General features: G+C 34.5%; 17 protein-coding genes and 1 pseudogene. 11 read left to right on the forward strand and 7 right to left on the reverse strand.

Going from position 1 to position 17,554, the window contains the following annotated elements; all coding sequences use genetic code 11:
- Positions 1–14: 14 nt before the first annotated feature.
- Positions 15–1,046, forward strand: a complete 1,032-nt coding sequence (holA, locus tag AC4BC5_RS13880; protein WP_490495953.1) for a DNA polymerase III subunit delta — start codon at positions 15–17, stop codon at positions 1,044–1,046.
- Between the two features lie 41 nt (positions 1,047–1,087).
- Here the strand turns inward: holA and rpsT are convergent, their stop codons facing one another.
- Positions 1,088–1,342 carry a 30S ribosomal protein S20 gene (rpsT, locus tag AC4BC5_RS13885; RefSeq protein WP_016175193.1) on the reverse strand — a complete coding sequence of 85 codons (255 nt, stop codon included), beginning with the start codon at positions 1,340–1,342 and terminating at the stop codon, positions 1,088–1,090.
- Positions 1,343–1,620: 278 nt separating this feature from the next.
- Here rpsT and AC4BC5_RS13890 point away from each other — a divergent pair, with 278 nt between their 5' ends.
- Together AC4BC5_RS13890 and AC4BC5_RS13895 are read left to right on the forward strand one after the other, a co-directional pair.
- Positions 1,621–2,637, forward strand: coding sequence for an inorganic phosphate transporter (locus AC4BC5_RS13890; protein ID WP_490495954.1), 1,017 nt, complete (start codon positions 1,621–1,623; stop codon positions 2,635–2,637).
- Between the two features lie 12 nt (positions 2,638–2,649).
- Positions 2,650–3,273 (forward strand): DUF47 domain-containing protein, encoded by a 624-nt coding sequence (locus AC4BC5_RS13895; protein WP_490495955.1) that lies wholly within the window; start codon positions 2,650–2,652, stop codon positions 3,271–3,273.
- Positions 3,274–3,499: 226 nt separating this feature from the next.
- Here the strand turns inward: AC4BC5_RS13895 and AC4BC5_RS13900 are convergent, their stop codons facing one another.
- On the reverse strand, positions 3,500–4,870 hold the full coding sequence (locus AC4BC5_RS13900) for an ISL3 family transposase (protein WP_490495081.1): 1,371 nt from the start codon (positions 4,868–4,870) through the stop codon (positions 3,500–3,502).
- Between the two features lie 71 nt (positions 4,871–4,941).
- Here AC4BC5_RS13900 and AC4BC5_RS13905 point away from each other — a divergent pair.
- Positions 4,942–6,347 (forward strand): annotated as a pseudogene (locus AC4BC5_RS13905) (IS3 family transposase).
- A 118-nt stretch (positions 6,348–6,465) separates the two neighbouring features.
- Here AC4BC5_RS13905 and AC4BC5_RS13910 read toward each other — a convergent pair.
- From AC4BC5_RS13910 to AC4BC5_RS13920, 3 genes are all read right to left on the reverse strand, one after another.
- Positions 6,466–7,299: an undecaprenyl-diphosphate phosphatase gene (locus AC4BC5_RS13910; protein ID WP_490495956.1), complete on the reverse strand. Its 834-nt coding sequence runs from the start codon at positions 7,297–7,299 to the stop codon at positions 6,466–6,468.
- 147 nt (positions 7,300–7,446) lie between these two features.
- Complete coding sequence (locus AC4BC5_RS13915; RefSeq protein WP_490495957.1) at positions 7,447–8,151, reverse strand: histidine phosphatase family protein; 705 nt, start codon at positions 8,149–8,151, stop codon at positions 7,447–7,449.
- Positions 8,152–8,162: 11 nt separating this feature from the next.
- A complete protein-coding gene (locus AC4BC5_RS13920; protein ID WP_490495958.1) occupies positions 8,163–8,774 on the reverse strand; it encodes an MBL fold metallo-hydrolase in 612 nt (203 codons plus the stop codon).
- Positions 8,775–9,011: 237 nt separating this feature from the next.
- Between AC4BC5_RS13920 and AC4BC5_RS13925 the strand changes: the two genes are divergently transcribed.
- From AC4BC5_RS13925 to AC4BC5_RS13935, 3 genes are all read left to right on the forward strand, one after another.
- Positions 9,012–9,509: a hypothetical protein gene (locus AC4BC5_RS13925; RefSeq protein ID WP_490495959.1), complete on the forward strand. Its 498-nt coding sequence runs from the start codon at positions 9,012–9,014 to the stop codon at positions 9,507–9,509.
- Positions 9,510–9,594: 85 nt separating this feature from the next.
- On the forward strand, positions 9,595–9,966 hold the full coding sequence (locus tag AC4BC5_RS13930; RefSeq protein WP_490495960.1) for a phage holin family protein: 372 nt from the start codon (positions 9,595–9,597) through the stop codon (positions 9,964–9,966).
- A gap of 80 nt (positions 9,967–10,046) precedes the next feature.
- Positions 10,047–12,395 carry an ATP-dependent DNA helicase gene (locus tag AC4BC5_RS13935; protein ID WP_490495961.1) on the forward strand — a complete coding sequence of 783 codons (2,349 nt, stop codon included), beginning with the start codon at positions 10,047–10,049 and terminating at the stop codon, positions 12,393–12,395.
- Here AC4BC5_RS13935 and AC4BC5_RS13940 read toward each other — a convergent pair.
- Positions 12,392–12,745 carry a winged helix-turn-helix transcriptional regulator gene (locus AC4BC5_RS13940; protein WP_490495962.1) on the reverse strand — a complete coding sequence of 118 codons (354 nt, stop codon included), beginning with the start codon at positions 12,743–12,745 and terminating at the stop codon, positions 12,392–12,394. The genes AC4BC5_RS13935 and AC4BC5_RS13940 overlap by 4 nt on opposite strands.
- Before the next feature lie 99 nt (positions 12,746–12,844).
- Between AC4BC5_RS13940 and AC4BC5_RS13945 the strand changes: the two genes are divergently transcribed.
- Both AC4BC5_RS13945 and fghA read left to right on the forward strand, forming a co-directional pair.
- Positions 12,845–13,960, forward strand: a complete 1,116-nt coding sequence (locus tag AC4BC5_RS13945) for an S-(hydroxymethyl)glutathione dehydrogenase/class III alcohol dehydrogenase (protein WP_490495963.1) — start codon at positions 12,845–12,847, stop codon at positions 13,958–13,960.
- Between the two features lie 4 nt (positions 13,961–13,964).
- Positions 13,965–14,801 carry an S-formylglutathione hydrolase gene (fghA, locus tag AC4BC5_RS13950; RefSeq protein ID WP_490495964.1) on the forward strand — a complete coding sequence of 279 codons (837 nt, stop codon included), beginning with the start codon at positions 13,965–13,967 and terminating at the stop codon, positions 14,799–14,801.
- 137 nt (positions 14,802–14,938) lie between these two features.
- Here fghA and AC4BC5_RS13955 read toward each other — a convergent pair whose 3' ends face one another.
- Positions 14,939–15,430 carry a YajQ family cyclic di-GMP-binding protein gene (locus AC4BC5_RS13955; protein WP_490495965.1) on the reverse strand — a complete coding sequence of 164 codons (492 nt, stop codon included), beginning with the start codon at positions 15,428–15,430 and terminating at the stop codon, positions 14,939–14,941.
- A gap of 355 nt (positions 15,431–15,785) precedes the next feature.
- On the opposite strand from AC4BC5_RS13955, the gene AC4BC5_RS13960 reads away from it, so the two are divergent.
- Together AC4BC5_RS13960 and AC4BC5_RS13965 are read left to right on the forward strand one after the other, a co-directional pair.
- Complete coding sequence (locus AC4BC5_RS13960) at positions 15,786–16,121, forward strand: metal-sulfur cluster assembly factor (protein ID WP_016175180.1); 336 nt, start codon at positions 15,786–15,788, stop codon at positions 16,119–16,121.
- A gap of 492 nt (positions 16,122–16,613) precedes the next feature.
- Positions 16,614–17,549, forward strand: coding sequence for a dihydroorotate oxidase (locus AC4BC5_RS13965; protein ID WP_490495966.1), 936 nt, complete (start codon positions 16,614–16,616; stop codon positions 17,547–17,549).
- Positions 17,550–17,554 lie beyond the last annotated feature (5 nt).

Here is a 17,554-nt window from a genome sequence, read left to right on the forward strand (position 1 = left end):
GGAGAGAGAAATAGATGAATATGCAACAAGCCCTACAAGAAATTCGTTCGCAAAAATTCCAATCACTTTATGTTGTTTTAGGAACAGAAGATTTTTTGCAACAACAAATTCGAGAGGCATTTTTAGAGAGTTTGAATGTTGATCAAGACGACTTGAACTTTGCGCAATTTGACTTAGAACAAGATTCCTTAGACATAGTATTGGATGAGGTACAATCGACGCCTTTTTTTGGAGATTATCGTTTAGTTTTTGTGGATAATCCTTTTTTTCTAACTGCGGAGAAAAAGAGCAATGCGCCTGAACATAATATTGAAGGCTTATTGGACTATCTTAAAAATCCTAATGATACATCAATTACTGTTTTTTTTGCTACCTATGAAAAATTAGATGAAAGGAAAAAAATCACTAAACAACTAAAAAAAGTAGCAACTATAATTGATGTTCAGCCAATGAAAGAAGCTGATGTTCGTCGTTACTTACAACAGACATTGGATAATGATGGACTAGTAATGGAACGAGACGCATTTGAACTGTTTATTCGTTTAACCGATATGCGCTTATCAAAAGCAATGCAAGAACTAGAAAAACTGCGCTTATATGCAGGAGAACAAAAAAGAATCTCTAAGCTAGCCGTAGAACAACTGGTTCCTAAGTCGTTGGAGGATAATGTTTTTGACTTAACAAACTATGTGTTACAAGGAAAAACAGAAGCTGCCTTGCGACTGTACGATGATTTACACATTCAAGGAGAAGAGACGATTAAAATCAATGCGATTTTAATTAGTCAAATTCGTTTGTTGTTACAAACAGCAATTCTTATGAAAGTAGGATACCAACAAGGAAATATTGCCGAAACGTTAAAAGTCCATCCGTATCGCGTGAAATTAGCGATGCAGCAGGCTAGAAAGTTAAATCAAAAAGAATTGGCACACTTATATGACGAATTGATTGAAAATGACTATTTGATAAAAAGTGGACGCATGGATAAAGAGTTTTTATTCCAATTATTTGTTCTAAAAACGGCTCATCAACTACATGGCAAATAAAAAAAAGAGGAGAAGCGTTATGCTTGTCCTCTTTTTTTTAACTATTTAGCGATTTTTTTGCTTAGACGAGATTTGTCACGACCAGCTTTGTTTTTATGGATTAATCCTTTTGACTCAGCCATATCGATTGCTTTAACAGCATCTTTAAATAACGCATCTACGTTATCAGCACCAGCTTCAACAGCTTGATCAAATTTTTTGATTGCTGTACGCATTGTGCTCAATTGAGATGAATTTTTAGCGTTAGCAACTTCGCTTGTACGCACACGTTTGATTGCAGATTCAATGTTTGGCATTTGTTTCACCTCCGAATAAAAAGTTATTATACGAAAAACGTATAAATCAACACTAGTCATTATACATAAACAAAGAGGGCAATGCAATAATAAGTTGTAAAGAAATTTTACTTAACACAAAAAATAGTGAATTTTACATAGAATTTACGAAAATAATGGCTTTTTCTTTCAAAATTTACTTTTTTTATACAAAAGAAACCTTTCTTTAAAAAATTACTTCCATCCAATGTTAGTTTTATGCTATGATGACAACGAAAAACGAAATGGTGGTGTAAATTTTGAGCATTGCATTAATTATTACCGTTACACTTGTAATGGGTGTAATCTTTGTAAACGGATGGACAGATGCCCCGAATGCAATTGCAACTGCAGTTTCGACACGGGTTTTAAGACCGAATGTGGCGATTGGTATTGCAGTAGTAATGAACTTTTTAGGTGCATTAGTAATGACATTCTTTAATGCACAAGTAGCAGAAACAATTAGTAATATTGTTTCATTTGACTCTCAAGGAATTCAAGCAGCCCAAGTAGCGCTTGCAGCTTCGCTATTTTCTATAGTCGTTTGGGCAGTTGCTGCGTGGTATTTTGGTATTCCAACTAGTGAATCACATGCCCTAATTGCTGGGTTAACGGGTTCAGCAATGGCGTTAGGCGGTTTAAACGCTGTCAACGGACAAGAATGGATGAAAGTTCTAATTGGATTAGTCGTTTCAACTATTTTAGGTTTTGGAGGCGGTTATCTAATTACGAAATTACTTGTATTGATTTTCCGTGATGTACCAAGAAGAAAAGCAAATAAATTTTTCACATGGGGCCAAGCAAGTGCAGCAGCGGCAAATGCTTTTTTACACGGAGCACAAGATGGACAAAAATTTATGGGTGTATTTATGTTAGGATTATTTTATAATAATCTAGCTGAAAAAACAGGGAATGGATTTGTCATCCCTATTTGGGTGATGGCCTTATGTTCAATCACAATGGGAATTGGAACATCGGTAGGTGGTATGCGTATTATTAAATCAGTCGGAATGGACATGGTTAAATTAGAAACATACCAAGGCTTTTCTGCGGACTTAAGTGCCGCAATTTGTTTGTTCTTAGCTTCTATTTTTGGCATCCCTGTTTCAACAACACATACAAAAACAACTGCAATTATGGGTGTCGGTGCTTCTCGACGTTTATCAAGTGTCGATTGGCGAATCGTCAGAGAAATGGTTTTTGCGTGGGTAATGACTTTCCCAGGATGTGGAGTTATTGCGTATGTGATGGCGAAACTGTTTGTTGCAATTTTTTAAGGAGAGAAAAGCATGGCAAGAAAAAAACAATACAACTATTTTAATACGATGGAACTTTTAGCAGAAAATTCACATAAAGCGGCAGAAATTTTAGAAGCAATTGTGGACAATTATTCTGTTAGTACATTTGAAACAAAAGCAGAAGAAATTCATCGCTTAGAAAAAGAAAACGATCGTATGATTGATGAGTTGACCAATGAATTGTACGATGCATTTATCACACCAATTGACCGCGAAGATATTTTGATTATTTCTGAATGTTTAGATGACATTCTTGATGGTATCAATGGCATGACTTATTTATTTGAAAACCTAGTTATTACAGAAATGCGTCCTGAAACAGAACATTTTGCTAGTTTAGTAAAAAAAGCAGCTCGTGGTGTGCATACAGCAATGTTAGAATTTCCTAAATTTAAAAATTCTAAAACACTAAAGAATATGATTATCGAAGTAAATGATGTTGAGTCAGAAGGTGATCGCTTATTTAGTAACCTGAAGAAACAATTATTTAGCGAAGAAACAAATATCTTAGAAATCATAAAATGGAAAGAAATTTATGATCGTTTTGAATCTATCTTAAATGCAAGTGAAGAAGCTGTTGATATTATTGATGGCTTGATTATTAAAAACACATAAAAAAGAGATGCTATTAAAAAAGTCCTGATTTTCAAAAAAACTGTAGCGACCCCAAAAAGTTAGACCAAAAAATCTAACTTTTGGAGGTCGCTATTTCTATGGCAAAATATAGTTTTGAATTTAAATATAAACTCGTTCAAGAATACCTTGATGGAAAAGGGCTCTTTAACAACTGGTGTTGGTAAAAGTTTAGACAATCTTTAACAGTTCGAATAGCGTCTTTGGGTCAAGCAGCGAAAAACGCTGCTTGACCTTTTTCTTTGGTTTTGATTGGCAACGTGCGATAGTATTTCCCACGTTGGATAAAGATTCGAATCTTAAAATTGATGAAATTTCGAAAACCATAAGCCACTCGTTTGATGACTTTAATATGATTATTCGTTGCTTCCACCGGTCCATTTGAATAAGACAAAGTCAAAGCAAGGATGATTTCTTTTCGATATTTTTTATACGTACGAATCGTTTTTTGATAGCCTTCAGACAGGTGTTTGTAGCTTTGTGTCAGTAATTCTTCAAAACCTTCAATGGCTTCTTTTTGTTTTTCTTTTTCCTCAGAATAACGTAACACACGTAAGAATGCTTGATAGGTCTCATATCCTCGATTTAACTCTGGATCGTAAGTAAGGAGACGATCCACAATCTCTGTCTGCGTTAAATAATCCTTAAAAGAAGGACGCCAATACCGATGGCTCCAGTCTAACTCACTCTGTCTTTTCTGAAGTAGTTTCCAATATTTTTTTAACTGTCGGTAGCGTTTATCAGTATCGGGAAAGGACTTCATAACAGTGATTCGCTGGTTTTGAAACGTTCTTCCAATCAACTGAACAATATGAAAACGATCAATTAACACCTGTGCATTTGGAAAGAGTTCTTTTGTCAAAGTGATATAGGGTGAATAAAAATCGGTCACAACAATGTTTACTGCCTGTCTTTCTTCTAAGGAATAGCGGTAGAAATAGGTTTCTAGCCGAACTTTCCGTCGATCCTCTAACACATCAAGTAGTCGCCGGTTTTCTCCATCCACGAGAATACAACTCATAGCTCCTTCGGCAAACGCTCCTGATTTAAATTCATCCAAGCAAAGCACCGTAGGCAATGCTTGTTTTTCCGGCAATGTTGGTTGGTAGAAGTCCCGAAGAACACGCAAAACCGTCATAGGAGCGACACCGATTTGTTTGGCAATATAGGTCATAGAGACGGAGTCTTCCAACATGGTCGCAATTTTCAATTTCACTCGTTGAGCAATGGAACAGTTCGGTTGCGTCAAGGTCGAGGAAGCGACAAAGGTTTGATTACAAGCTTTGCATTTAAATCGTTGTTTCTTTAGACGAAGATAGGTTTTGTATTCAGATACTTTGTTTACCTGAGTCATAACCGTTTTAAATCCCCATTTAATGATCGTCTTTTCATTACTTTCTCCGCATTTTTCACAATTATCAGGTGTATAAGAAAGTCTACCATCAAATACGTGACAAATTTCTCCTTTGATTCGTTCTTTTGTATAATTTCCAAGCTGCTTTTCTGTTTCGTTTTCATAAAAAGTAATATTAAAATCTAGAATATCTAAAACTTCTCTGATAAAATGAGAGATGGACATCTTGATTCCTCCTTAGATTGGTTTTCGTCGACTTTATTCTAACGGATTTCAAGATGTCTGTTTAGTTATACATACAAAAAAAGTGCTGGCAATTTCTACCAACACTAAAAAGTATAGAGCCTGGAAAAGGAGGTTATCTATATTTATCAAAAAAATATGACATAACTGATACTTATCAACTACGAAAGTGGGTGAATACGTATAAAGAATTTGGAGAAGAAGGACTTTGTAGAAAACGTCAAAATAAAAAATATTCTGTTCAATTTAAGTTAAATGCGATAGAGTTGTATCAAACGAGTGAAATGTCCTATCGTGAGGTAGCTAATGCTCTAGGCATTAATAATCCTCCACTGATCGCTTCTTGGGTACGTAAGTTTCGTGACAGTGATGTTCAGGGACTTTCAAACCCGAAAGGACGTCCTTCTAATATGGCTAAGAAAAAAGAAAATAGAAAGAATACAACGACAAAAATAACGACTGATGAATCTGAACGCATCAAAGTATTAGAGAAACAAATACGTTCACTACAAATAGAGAATGCCTTTTTAAAAGAATTGAGGAAGCTGCGAAAACAGGAAGCCCAACAAAGACACAAGAATCAATCGCACGAATCATCGACAGCCTCCGAGGATCATTCAAATTAGTTGAGCTTCTTGAAGTCTTGAAATTTCCTAAAGCAACCTATATGTACTGGCAGAAACGTTTTAACCGTGTAAATCCAGATCAAGAAATAGAAAATCAAATGTTGGAGATTCGTAAGGAACATAAGGATTACGGCTATCTTCGAATGACAAGAGAGCTAAAAAATAGAGGCTTCCACGTTAATAAAAAGAAAGTACAACGTTTGATAAAAAAATTAGGAATCGAAGTAACATCTTACACTAGAAAGTCACGAAAATATAGTTCTTACCGAGGTAAGGTCGGTACAATTGCGAAAAATCGTTTTCATCGACGTTTCTACACTACTATCTGTCATCAAAAAATTACTACTGATACAACAGAGTTTAAGTATTTTGAATCAGATACTAAAGGTGTTATTCGTCAGAAAAAGCTTTATTTAGATCCGTTTATGGATTTATACAACAGTGAAATTTTATCGTACAGAGTTTCAGAAAAGCCTAATGCACTCGCGATTATGGAAGGTTTAGAAGAAGCTATTCAAGTAACTAATGATTGTCCTTTTCGCAGAACTTTTCATTCAGATCAAGGATGGGCCTATCAAATGAAAATATACCGTAATAAGTTAAAGGAACACAAAATCTTTCAAAGTATGTCCCGTAAAGGAAATTGTTTAGATAACTCTCCAATGGAAAATTTTTTTAGTCTTTTAAAACAAGAAATTTTTCACGGTGAGATTTATCGTCGCTTTGATGAACTTAAAATAGCTATTGATCGTTATATTTACTACTACAATAATAAACGAATGAAAAAGAAATTAAACTGGAAAAGCCCTGTTCAATTTCGAAAAGCAGCATAGTTTATCACTTAATTATTCATTTTAGAACAGTAAAAAAGGAGTGGAATTCTCCACTCCTAAAAAGTCTAACTTTTTGGGGTCACAACAAACTGAAAATCAGGACTTTTTATGTTTCTCATTACATCATAAAGGCCCAATAGCCAATTAAGATAATACCAAGAACAATTCGATACCAACCAAATGCGGTGAAGTCATTTTTCTTGATATAATTCATTAAGAATTTAATGGCAATAATGGAAATGATAAATGAGACGATTGTACCAACAAGCAAGATGATGATTCCATTCATATCAAAAGAGTTCCCCTGAGTAATGAATTTAACGATTTTTAACAAGCTTGCACCAAACATCGTTGGAATTCCTAAGAAGAACGAGAACTCAGCTGAAACGAAGCGAGAGGCACCAATTAGAATACCTCCTAAAATGGTTGCACCAGAACGAGAAGTACCTGGAATTAATGCAAGGACTTGGAACATCCCAATAAGTAATGCAAATTGATAGGTAATCTGTGTTAAGTCAGTAATTTTGGGTGTTTTTGATTTATTACGTTTTTCAACAACGATAAAGGCAATACCGTATACAATTAGCATAATTGCAACTGGCAAGAAACTGTGAAAGTTTGCTTCCAACCAATCATCTAAAGGTAATCCAATAATTACAGATGGGATAATTGCAACAATTACCTTAAACCACAAGGACCAAGTGTCACGATTCTGTTCTGCTGTCTTAGACGGAGAAAATGGATTGAGTTTGTTGAAGTAAAGGACAACAACAGCTAAAATTGCGCCTAATTGAATAACAACATTAAACATTGTCATAAATGCTTCAGAAGCCTCAAGTTTGATAAACTCATCTGCTAAGATTAAATGCCCCGTGCTACTAATTGGCAACCATTCGGTAATTCCTTCGATAATTCCCAGGATAATTGCTTTAATAATATTTTCGAAAAACATTTTTTCATTCCTTTCATTTCATAATGACATTGATAAGTATACCGTTTCTTAAAAAGATTACCAACTTTTTTTCAAAAAAACAGCAAACAAAAAAATGTTCGCTGTTTTGGAGATTGATTTATCAATGTTTTACAAAATAAAAATTTATTAGCTTAATAAATTTTTAGAAATTTCGATTCCTTTTTCAATATACTCTGTAGAACCTATTTCTTCACAAATAAACTTGCCGTTTTCATATATCAGACGTGTAACTGAGCCGTTATCTAAATCCATGCGGACGTTGTTTTCTTCGCGAACTAAATTTAATAAGAAAGCAATTGTTAACCCATGAGAAACCACCAAAGCTTTGCCACCACCGTTTTTTTCGACCCGATGTGCAATATCTTCAAAACCATTTAAGATACGCGTGCTTAATTCTTCGTAAGTTTCTGCCCAATTAGCTGTGTCAGCATTGTATAATGCTTCGCAGATTTCTTTGAAGGTAGTTTCACGGTCAATCATTTCATCATAGTTTTTGAAGTTTAAAACGCGCGGAATAACCCCCCACATTTCGGCATCGTATGCCCCCTCTAATGAACCAAAACACCATTCACGAATCCGTTTGTCCACTCGGTATGGCAATACAGGACCATCTGGATGCTCACTTAAAATGAGACGCATTGTTTCAATAGCGCGACCGCTATCACTTGAAACAGCTTCTGAAAAATCAATATCCTGTAAACCAAGACCTAGATACTGAATTCGTTCCACACCCAGTTTAGTTAACGGTGTGTCACACCAACCTTGTACTCGTTGGAGAGTGTTGAACATTGTTTTCCCATGTCTAACGATGTAAAGCTCTGTTTTTGTCATAATTTTCGCTCCTATCTATTTTGAAAAAATGGATTTGTTTGTTTTTCATGTTCAATTGTAGTGGAATCACCATGACCAGGATAAACAGGTAATTCATTCGGTAAAGTAAACAGCTGAGTAGTAATACTGGTTAATAATTGTTCAAGGTTCCCAGTGTGTAAATCTGTCCGACCGATACTTCCACGAAATAGCGCATCTCCAGAAACAACAAAGTCATTAAAGACAAAACTAACACTGCCAATCGAATGGCCTGGGGTTGCTAGAACTTGAAAGGAAATATCACCAATAGTATATTCCTTTAATTCTAGTTCATATTCTGCTGGACGTGCAGTGATATTCTGTGCACCAGACAAATTTAAAACAGGATCTTGCAACCATTCGTTTTCTAAAGGGTTTACATAAACAGGGATTTGATATAAATCACGTAATTGATCTACTGCACCAATATGATCGTGGTGGGTATGTGTCAATAAAATAGCTAAGGGTTTTGCTGCTGTTTTGGTTATTTGTTCAGCAATAATTTCTGCATCGGCACCTGGATCGATGATTAAAAGGTTATCATTTTGCCAAACCAGGTAACAATTTTCTTCAATACGTCCTGTTACAATGCGTGTGATTTCCATAAAATGCCTCCTCAAATGAGTATTATCAATTTAAGTATAACGTAAATTCTAGCTTCTAACAAAAAAATATTCATGTTTAAAATTAAAAATTGCATCTAATCTGAGAAAGCCTCTATAATCTGATTAAAAGAAAGATCATAATTTAAAAATTGCATGAAAAAATAATAGAATTGAATTTTTTGAAACTACTCTTTGTTATACTACATATATCTATTAAATAAGTGAGGGGGATGACGTTTGAAAAAGCTTATTTTACTAGCATATTTAGGTTCCATCTGTTTGCTGGGAGCAGCCTGTCGATCATCTCCAGAAGTCATTAATTCAACAGAGACATTAGTTGTTGAAAGCATGCCTGCTCTAGAAGAAGAAACACCCAAAAATATTTTGCTCATGCAAGTAGATAATAATGGTTTTCCACAAAGTCAAGGTGTTTATGATTTTAGTCAAGGTACTTTAACTGTAGTGAAACAATACGCACCAACTACAAATGAAGAATTTCCAGAAACTGTTCATCAAGATTTTGAAAAAACCTTCTTACAGATTAATTGGGATAAAGATCCTTATGAAGTTTATGAAGAGACTTTTAAACAAGTAGAGTTACTTGTAAATAAAAAACAAATCCGTATACGTAATGGTGACTTTGAAAAAAATTTTTATTTTGAACAAGATGATAAAACTTCTGTTCGAGATGAAAATAATGTGATTTATACCGTTCAGTATGATATGACAAAATAAATGTAAAAGAAATTTCGTTTTTTACGAAATTTCTTTTACATTTTTTCTTCTTTTTTCGTTTGTATTATTGAAAGGGGAGAAAAGGATGATAGATGAATGGATAAATCAGTTAAAGGAAGAACAAATTTTATATCTTTTATCAATTCTTGCTGTAGCAATGGTTATTGATTTTTTTAGTGGCATAATTGCAGCAAAAATAAAGAAAGAAATTACATCCAAAGTTGGGATTAATGGCATTCTACGGAAAATAGCTAGTATGATACTCTTAGTTTTCTTTTTACCGGTAGCATTTATATTACCTGCTTTTACTGGAATTGCGATGTTGTATGTTTTATATATTGGTTATCTTTTTTTAGAGATACAATCTATTCTAGAAAACTATAAGAAAATGGGAATTGATACGAAACCATTTCAACATTTTTTAGATTTATTGAATGAGTTTATAAATAAAAAATAAAAAGTCTTTTTAAAGTTCATTTTGTTCGCTATACATTTTAAAGGAAATTGATATAATAAAAGTTCGAAGAAGGTGACAAGATGAATAGAGGCAAGATTTCTGTTCGTAAGCTGGTAGAGTTTATTTTAAGAAGAGGAAGCATCGACAATCGTAAAGTAAGTAATCATACAGCTCAAGAAGGGGCACGTATCCATCGGAAATTGCAAAAAGCTGCAGGAGATGCCTATCAAAAAGAAGTCTTTTTAAAGACTGAAGCTGTGGTAAATGGTGATAGTATCAAAGTGGAAGGTCGTGCGGATGGTCTCTTTTATCTAGAAGATAAGTGGATTATTGACGAAATAAAAACATCAGAAGTTCAATTTGAAGATTTGAGTGAAGACCAAATTGAATTATTTTTTTATCAAGGAATGGTTTATGCTTATCTTTATAGTAAGCAAGAAGAACTTGATACTATTTCTGTACAATTAACCTACTTCCAAACAACAGAAGAGTATATTACGCGTCAAAAAAGAGAGTATACATTTGAGTTTTTAAAAAGTTTTTTTGAAGACTTGTTAGCAGAATACCATAAATGGTTGCTGTTTCAAGAAGATTGGCGTCGTTTGAGGACAACTAGTCTCCAATCGCTAGCATTTCCTTATGATTCGTATCGAAAAGGGCAACGAGAATTAGCAGTAGCCGCTTATAAAACCTTACGTAACCAACAGCGTTTGTTTGTAGAAGCTCCTACTGGTACAGGAAAGACAATTTCAACACTTTTCCCAGCATTAAAAGCTTTAGGAGAAGAACGCGCAGACCGCATTTTTTACTTAACTGCTAAAACTATTACACGCCAAGTTGCCGAAGATGCGCTCAAAGCATTGGGGAATGTGGGTGCTGAAACGAAAAGTATCACTTTAACTGCTAAAGATAAAATTTGTTTTTTAGATGAGCGTAGATGCAATCCAGATGATTGTCCGTATGCAGATGGGTATTATAATCGAATCAATGAAGGCTTGTGGGATTTATTGCATCATGAAAATCAGTTTACACGTCCTGTTATTGAAGAATACGCTAAAAAACATCGTTTGTGTCCATTTGAATTGTCTTTAGATGTTAGTTTATTTTGTGATGTGGTTATTGGAGACTATAATTATTTGTTTGATCCAACTGTTTTCTTACGCCGGTTTTTCGAAGAACCAGAAGAAAAATACTATTTTTTAGTAGATGAGGCACATAATCTGGTCAATCGTTCGCGTGAAATGTACTCAGCAACACTCGCTCGTTCTGCTTTCAAACAGGTTAAAGAACAACTGTCAAAAGACTTTAAAAAGATTCATCGAATATTAAATAAGATTGATAAAGAATTTGCTGCACTGGAACAAATTGCCAAAGAAGATAATTGGACGTTTCATCATCAAACTTCACCAGCAGAAAGCTTATTAAATCATTTATTTAAATTTAGTGAGTTGCTTAAAGAATGGTTAGCAGCGCACCCGGAACATCCAGCACAAGAAAAAATATTAACTGTTTATTTTGATTGTTTACATTTTCTGAAAATAAGTGAATTCTATGATGATCATTATGAGACGACAATTGAAATAAGTAGGTATGATATGCGTATTCGACAATTTTGTATTGAACCTGCGCCTTTCCTAGAAAAAATGTTAGAAAAGGGGCAGGGAAGTATTTTATTTTCAGCAAGTTTTAGTCCTCTAAGTTATTATCAAGAAATGCTTGGTGGCGGAAGTGAAGCTTTACGTTATCGTTTAACAAGCCCTTTTCCTGTTGAAAATCAAAAAATCTGTTTGACAAATTACATTCAAACGACCTATAAACAACGACAAAATAGTCTAGCTAGCATCACGGAAGCAATCGCTATAATGACTCAAGAAAAAACAGGAAATTACCTTGTTTTTTTCCCATCCTATAAATATTTGGATGACACATATCAACTGTTCAAAGAATGTTTCCCAGATATTCAGACAATAGTCCAAGATACTGAAATGAATGAGGAGGAACGAGAACAATTTTTAGCAAAATTCGTTACTGATCCTACCGAAACACTAGTAGGTTTTTGTGTATTAGGTGGGATTTTTTCTGAAGGAATTGATTTAAAAGGAACACGTCTGATTGGTAGTGCGATTGTTGGTGTTGGCTTACCGCAAATTAATAATGAGCAAGAGTTAATCCGTGAGTACTTTGATGAACACACAGAATTAGGTTTTGAATATGCGTACCAGCTACCCGGAATGAATAAAGTGTTACAAGCAGCAGGACGTGTTATTCGAGATTTGACAGATGTAGGGGTAGTTTTATTACTTGACCAACGTTTTAATACCCCACGCTATCGACAATTATTTCCGCCACATTGGCAACCAACTGTTTGTTATCGTCCACAAGATTTAGTCAGTGAGCTTCGTACATTTTGGAAAAACACTAGCAATTAATTATCATTGCTGGTGTTTTTGTTGAGTGTCAACCAATATCTATCTCCCCATTTGCAAACCTCTTGAACAACAGTCGCAAGTTCTTTTCCAATTTTTGTTAACTCATAATCTACTTTCGGTGGAACAACTGGGTAAACCGTTCGTTGAATAAGTTGGTCTCTTTCTAATTCTCTGAGTTGGCGAATAAGCATCCGTTGATTAATATCCGGTAAAATTTTTGTTAATTCGCTAAGACGCAATGTACCATGTTCTAAAAAAGCCCAAACAATAGCGATTTTATATTTTCCTCCAACTGCATACATTGCTAAATCTTTTGTATTATAAAATTCTTTTTCATTATAGTGAAACATAGGAACTCTCCTTTAGTGACAAAATTGTCAGTATTAACGACTTGTATTATATGAGGTATACTAATTATTGTAAATACTAAACTGAAAGAGGGAATGAAGATGAAAAGTAAAGCTGCTGTTGCCTTTGCACCGGGAAAACCTTTAGAAATAGTCGAGATTGATGTCGAAGAACCAAAAGCCAAGGAAGTAATGGTAAAAATCTTGTATACATCAGTTTGCCATACGGATGCTTTTACTTTATCTGGAGATGATCCAGAAGGGGTTTTTCCAGCCGTTTTAGGTCATGAAGGAGCTGGTGTAGTCGTTGCTGTGGGCGACGAAGTAACCTCTGTAAAACCAGGCGACCATGTCATTCCATTATATACGGCTGAATGTGGTGAATGTAAGTTCTGTAAGTCGGGTAAAACAAATCTGTGCTCAGCTGTTCGTGAAACACAAGGAAAAGGTTTGATGCCAGATGGGACTACGCGATTTTCATACAAGGGTGAGCCAATCTATCATTATATGGGGACCAGTACATTCAGTGAGTACACTGTTGTAAATGAAATTAATGTGGTGAAAATTGATGAAGACGCACCTTTAGATAAGGTTGCTTTATTTGGATGTGGTGTAACAACCGGATTAGGGGCTGTTAAAAATACCGCAAAAGTAGAAGAAGGAGCCGTAACAGCAGTATTTGGGTTAGGTGCTATTGGCTTAGCAGTTATTCAAGGGTTGAAAAAAGCTAATGCGAAAAGAATTATTGCTATTGATTTAAACCCTAAGAAATGGGAACTAGCTAAAAAAATGGGGGCTACCGATTTTGTTAATCCTAAAGATTATGACCGCCCCATTCAAGAAATTTTAGTGGAAATGACGGATGGCGGTGTAGATTACAGCTTTGAATGTATTGGGAATGTTCAGGTGATGCGTGCTGCCTTAGAAGCATGTCACAAAGGTTGGGGCGAAAGTATTATTATTGGTGTCGCTGGTGCTGGACAAGAAATTAGCACACGTCCATTTCAATTAGTGACAGGCCGCGTTTGGCGAGGTTCTGCGTTTGGTGGAGTAAAAGGGCGTAGTGAGTTACCAACAATGGTGAAAGAATTCATGAATGGCGAAATTGATTTAGAATCCTTTATTTCTGGACATTTAGATTTTACCGAAATTAACAAAGCATTTGATTTATTACATGAAGGCGAATCAATTCGTACAATTTTAACTTATGGAGAGTGAGACTATGACAATTCAAACGGTTGAAACCCATAAAATTTTTGAGGGAAAACAAACGAAGTATCGCCATTTTTCTAATACATTGAACTGTGAGATGGTTTTTAGTTTATTTCTACCAAAAACATCCGATAATCAGCAAATTCCAATCGTTTGGTGGTTATCTGGTTTAACTTGTACCGATGATAATTTTAGTCAAAAAGGACAATTTCAACAGTATGCAAATCAATATAAGGTTGCAGTTGTTATTCCCGATACTTCTCCTAGAGGGCAAGATGTCGCAGATGATGACCATTGGGACTTAGGACAAGGCGCAAGCTTTTATCTTAATGCTACTCAAAAGCCATGGCAAGAACATTATAAAATGTATGATTATTTAACAAAGGAATTGCCATCAATTGTCTATGATTTGGTTCCCAATTTTTCTGGCCGTGAAAGTATCATGGGTCACTCCATGGGTGGGCATGGTGCTTTAGTAATTGGGCTGAAGAACCCACAACGTTTTGTTGCTATTTCGGCATTTGCACCCATTAGTAATCCAGTAAATACACCGTGGGGAAATAAGGCGTTCACAGCATATTTAGGTACAGATAAAAAAGAGTGGATGCATTGGGATGCAACGTCACTAATCGCTAACGGTGGTACGAATACCCCGATCTATATTACGCAAGGAACTGCAGATAACTTTTATGAAGTACAATTAAATGAGCAAGCCTTTTTAGAAGCCGTCGAAAAGAAAAAAATGAATGTTCGTTATCAAAAAGTAGATGGATACGATCATAGTTACTTCACAATTGCGACATTTATAGGTGAGCATTTTGCTTTTCATCATAAGTATTTAAAATAATCTAATAGTTAAAATTGAACTGTGACACAAGTTGTACAAAACAAAAATATCTGAACTAGAAAATAATTGCTAAAGCAGTATTTCTTACTTTCTATCGCTCGGATATCTTTGCTTTGACTTATGTCACAGTTCATTAGTTATCTGTAGTTGGTAAATTGAAGTTCAATTGATAGATCTAATTTGCGTAATAATTGAATAACTTCTTGCAAATCATCACGATTTTTTCCAGTAACACGGATTTGATCATCTTGAATTTGAGCTTTTACTTTTAATTTCGCATTTTTAATTGCTGTAGTTACTTTTTTTGCATTTTCTTTATCAATGCCACTAATTAATTCAGCATGTTGGCGTGACTTTGCTCCTAATGCGTGTTCTGTTTCTGAAAAGTGGATGTTTTTAATCGGTACGCCTCGTTTGACTAACTTTCCTAATAAAACATCTTTAATTTGTTCTAACTTAAAATCATCATCGCCTACGATTGTCAATTTTTGATTATCAAATGTAATATCCACAGTCGCTCCTTTAAAATCAAAGCGATTTTTCAATTCTTTCAAGGTCATTTGAACCGCATTTTTAACTTCTTCCATATTCATTTCCGAAACTACATCAAAACTAGCATCTTTTGCCATTATTTTCCTCCTTATAAAATGGATTAATAGTTCACAACTATTATCTGTAATTATATCAATTTTAGGGTAACTCTGTAATAGGTATTTAGATTTTCATAGTTGCTTATTGCCGACAACATTCCCTGCTATCAGCATAGACTGTAATCATACGAATTGCCATAGAATTCATTCCACTCCGTCCATTTTGTTTGACCCTAATTGAATAATAAGGTCTCCCAAAAGCATTCGCCGTTAATCCTCCATCGTCGTTATTATATCATCAATTAACATTGAATTCTCTTAAGGTAAGTTCATTTATTTACAAATACCAAGAAACACGGTATTATTTCTATAGAATCAACAGGGGGGATGTAAGATGAGCGAATCAAGAACAGAGCAAGAAATTGAAGAAATTAAAGATCGCATTTTAACTGCCTTAGAAACAGTTATTGACCCAGAACTAGGAATCGATATTGTTAATTTGGGCTTAATATATGAAATCGAATTTGATGGTGAAACCGGTGAAGCTATTATCAAAATGACTTTAACAACCATGGGCTGCCCATTAGCAGATGTATTGACCGAAAATATTCATGATGCATTAGAAGATGTACCTGAAGTGAAAAAAATCGAAGTAAAATTAGTCTGGTATCCAGCGTGGACGACCGATAAAATGAGTCGTTATGCACGGATTGCTTTGGGGATTCGATAAAAGTAATATAAATGAATTTTCGGATGATTTTGAATCATAATCTCAAAAGGAAATATCACTATTTATCAATAGTCCTAATGAATTAAAATAATTTTTTTAATGAAATTCTTTTATAAGTCACAGATTTAAATTTGTTGATATATAAGAGGATTTTATTTTTTTATATAAAATTAATAGTTTATAGTTTTAACAAAAGTAAAGATTTCTGAAAAATCAAGATGATTGACATAAGAAACAATTAAAAGATGGTATGCTATTATAGATTGATTTTTTAATTCCGTTTAAAAGCTTTAAAGCTGTAGGGGAAACAATTCACTCTAAAAACAAAATTGCTAAAATAAAAAATGAGATTTTTAGGATAAGTTAAAAATAAATATCTTTTTTTTCGTATATTATTATGAAAAAGTAAAATGGGAATACATACTATCTGTTGCTTTTAAACCAACAAAAAGCTACACTAATGAAAGAAAAAGAAAGGGGAATAAATACACGATGTTACAAACAAATTTTGTTGATTATAATTTTAAAAATCCATTGATGAATGCGTCAGGTGTTCATTGCATGACAGATAATGAATTGGATGAATTAGCTAATTCTACTGCAGGTGCTTTTATTACCAAAAGTTCCACACCTCAAGTCCGTGAAGGAAATCCATCCCCACGTTATTATGATGTTCCGTTAGGTAGTATCAATTCCATGGGATTGCCTAACTTAGGTTTACAATATTATTTGGACTATGCAATAGATCGTCAAGATAAATTTGAAGCACCGATATTCTTTTCAATTGCTGGAATGAGTGTGGCGGAAAATATTGAAATGTTAGAAATCATCCAAGCAAGTGACTTTAATGGTGTAACAGAATTAAATCTTTCTTGTCCAAATGTGCCAGGAAAACCACAAGTAGCCTACGATTTCCCGTTAACCGAAGAAATTCTAACCAAGGTTTTTTCTTTCTTTACAAAGCCTTTAGGTGTAAAATTACCACCGTATTTCGATTTAGCTCATTTTGATGAAATGGCTGCAATTTTAAATAAATTTCCACTAACTTATGTTAATTCAATCAACTCTATTGGCAACGGAATGTATATTGATACAGAAAATGAATCAGTAGTAATCAAACCTAAAGATGGTTTTGGGGGAATTGGCGGAGAGTACGTTAAACCAACTGCTTTAGCAAATGTACGTGCGTTTTATACACGTTTAAACCCAAGTATCAAAATCATTGGTACAGGTGGGATTCGTACAGGGCAAGATGCGTTTGAACATTTATTATGCGGTGCAACAATGGTACAAATTGGTACCGAACTTCATAAAGAAGGACCAGCTATTTTTGATCGCATTACTAAAGAACTAGAAGAAATTATGCAAGCGAAAGGCTACAAAACAATTGATGAATTTCGTGGCAAATTAAAATCTATTACTGACTAAGAGGC

This window comes from Enterococcus sp. AMC2644 (assembly GCF_058216475.1).